General features: G+C 37.5%; 3 protein-coding genes. All 3 read left to right on the top strand.

The window, feature by feature from the left end; translation table 11 throughout:
• The coding region (locus ACTWQB_RS16980) for a hypothetical protein (protein ID WP_443140344.1) at positions 1-757 on the top strand (757 nt) is incomplete at its 5' end.
• A complete protein-coding gene (locus ACTWQB_RS16975; RefSeq protein WP_443140343.1) occupies positions 732-2,834 on the top strand; it encodes a VirB4 family type IV secretion system protein in 2,103 nt (700 codons plus the stop codon). The genes ACTWQB_RS16980 and ACTWQB_RS16975, both read left to right, overlap by 26 nt.
• A gap of 21 nt (positions 2,835-2,855) precedes the next feature.
• Positions 2,856-3,152, top strand: a 297-nt coding sequence (locus ACTWQB_RS16970; protein WP_443140342.1) for a hypothetical protein, incomplete at its 3' end; no start/stop codon positions are given.

Genomic DNA, 3,152 nt, shown 5'->3' with positions numbered 1-3,152 from the left:
AAACAAGAATAAGGAAAATAAACGTTCACAACAACAAGAAGCAAAGAATTTTCGTGACTTGCTAAGTAAAGTGAAAGACATCCGAGAAAACATGCTGGTGTTATCGAATAATCGTTACAACATGATTGTTGAAGTCACACCCGTCAACTATTACTTATTAAGTCAAGATGAACAGGAAGCCATCGATATGAACTTTGAGACATGGTTAGCTCAATTAGATGACTACGATGTTCAATGGTATCTACAAAATCGATTTGTGGATCTAAGTGAACCCATTGAAGAGATGGAGAAATCTATTAAGCAAGAACAAGAGGAAGGGTTAACAGATTTAGCCGTAGAATATGGGCGTTCAATTATACGTGATTTACAGTCTTGGGAGCATAATACGCCTCGTTATGAAACCAAAAGATATATTGTGTTTAGCTATACGCTTAATCCAAAAGATATTGAATTTGATTCAAAAGAAGAATATCAAGATAAAGCGGATACAAAAGCATACAACGAACTAATTCGTCGCGTGAATACCGCTCAAAATAGTTTATCAAAATCACGCATGCAACTTGATGTGTTGTCTAGTGAAGGCATTGTTGAATTGATGTATTATACGTTAAATCGACGTAAAGCAGCTAAGAATCGTTTTAAAGATATAAAACGACATGAAAACTTTGCATTATATGTTACAGCTGACCAAACGACAGAGCATATTGCAGGTGTAAAGGAGATGATTGAGCATGAAGCTTCTAAAGAAGTTCAGTAAATCAAAACATGACACATCTACAAACGAACAACCAAAAGCAACGGATGAAGGTTCGTCTACAACAGTTGACGATCAACCAACTCAATTAGAGATGAAGCCGACTTTTTGGGATATCATTTCTCCGGATGGTTTTAAAATACCTGAAGACGCAGAAGATTATGGTGTCATGAAGCAATCATTAGGCACAACCACTTACTTCAGACCTTTTTTTATACCAAGAGAAGGTTATCCACGTCAGATTCGTACAGATTGGCTACGACAACTCGCAGATAGTGGGGAAATTGATATTAGTATTGATGTTCATAAAATGAAGAAAAATGAGGCTATCAAACTATTACAACGACAGGTCACTATGCTATATTCGAACTTATCTTTCCAGACCAAAAGAGGTAACATTGACCAAATTCATGATCTGCAAACCAAGATCCAAGATACTGAAAATCTAATGGAAGAAATTCAGTTCAACGAAAATGACCAATATCACGTTGGAGTAGCAGGTGTGATGTATGGTGAGAGCAAACGTGACCTTGATCGTTACAGTGATTATATTGACGATGAAATGAGTAGTTTGTTCTTTAAAGTCGCTTCCACATGGAATCGCGTTGTAAGTGGTTTCCGTACGGTTATGCCTTTAGCTGATAACGAAATCAAAGATAATTACCGTAATATTGACCGTCGTTCATTAAGTACATTTGCACCCTTTATTAGTGGCTCAGGTGTCTTTAATGGAGGAGTTCCAATCGGTAATAACAATATTACGGGAGAAAAAGAATTTTATAACGCTTTTGGTACTGAAGAAAACCGACCTAACAACTATAATATGGCCATATTTGGAGAAAGTGGCTCGGGTAAATCATTAGCCGTTAAACTTCTATCTGCAAGAGAAACAGCATGTATGGCTGTGTATAGTCGCTTTATTGATATAGAAGGTGAATTCACCAAAATCACCAAACGTTTAGGTGGGCTAAATCTAAACATTTCAGAAGAGACCGATATACGAATCAACCCTCTTGCAATTAACGTTACCAATATCCCTTTAGAAGATATGGACGAAGATGAATTAGAGACGTTGGAAGAAGATGATGAGAAAGAGATCGTAGAGAAAAATGGGAAACAAATGCTATCGTTCGTCCCAATACGTGAAAAAATGAACGAGGTCTTAGACTTCTTTGATATTTTAGTGCGAGGGAAAGATGGTTCTGAAGGAGGTTTAAACGTATTTGAACGTAACTTTATCGAGGAAGCGTTACAGTACGTATATAAAGAACATCCTAAATTCCGTTATACCACACACCCAAGTTCCCTTTACATATCTGAACCAAGAGAAGTGGATGGACGCATTATTCAATCGCGTGTCCGTAAACCAGAACCGACAATATCCGATGTCTATACTTTCTTGGTCGAACGATATGAACATGAAGCGGAAGCTAAACGTTTAATTGCGGCCTTAAGACCTTTCTTGCGTGATGGTTCCAAACCTATATTCGATGGCCAAACGTATCTTGGTAAGAACGTTGAGGGGGATTTAGAAACAGCTCGACTGGTTAACTTCAACATTTCAAAAATGGAAGAAGGTTTTCTAAGACCAATTGCGTATCACGTCATTCTAAATTACATTTGGGAGTATTTTGTTAAAAATATTGATTTAGCAAATAAACGAAAAGTCGTGTTATGTGATGAAGCATGGACTCTATTAGATAACGATCAGACCGTTAGTTTCTTAGAGAAAATGGCGAGACGTTCTCGTAAACGTAATGCAGGCTTACGTGTTGCGTCACAAGACTTTGTTCGTTTCTTACAGAATGATAAAGCGCGTGGGATTTTACAAAACACGTATTCTTTCTTTTTCTTACGTCAAAACAAAGTGGACTTAAAGCATATACAAGAAAATTTCGACCTATCGGAAGGTGAGTTAGACATTTTATTTGGTAATCCTGAACCCGGAGAAGGCATCATGAGAAGTGGTAAAAGCTCGGTTTGGTTACAAACAGATCCCTCTAATGAAGAAATCATCTTTGTAGAATCGAATAGTGCTGTGCTGGATGAATTGAGACAAAGACAAGCCTTACATTCATAACAGAAGAAAGGAGGTATAACTGTGCAAATCATGGACAATTTCGTAGTAGCCGATCTCTTTGGGATGGGTGAAAAGATGATTGATATGCTAGAAAGCATGATTAAATGGATGTTTGATGCTCTTCTGATGCCGTTTCAAGCTGTCTTACCACAAATCACAGACTTGATTTTTGGCGAAGGAGACAATGGTGGCCTAATTCATAACACATTCACTGAAGAAGAATGGAACGGAGCTATCATGACAGGGATGAAAGGTTTTTATGTCGTTGCAGGTGTCTTTCTATTAATTGCCGTTGTGATTGCTGGGAAAAGAATTAGT

Origin of the sequence: Piscibacillus sp. B03 (assembly GCF_052246295.1) — a bacterium.
Classification (GTDB): Bacteria; Bacillota; Bacilli; order Bacillales; family Alkalibacillaceae; genus Piscibacillus.
The sequence above is the reverse complement of the archived record's forward strand: the minus strand, read 5'-3'. Positions and strand labels throughout refer to the sequence as shown.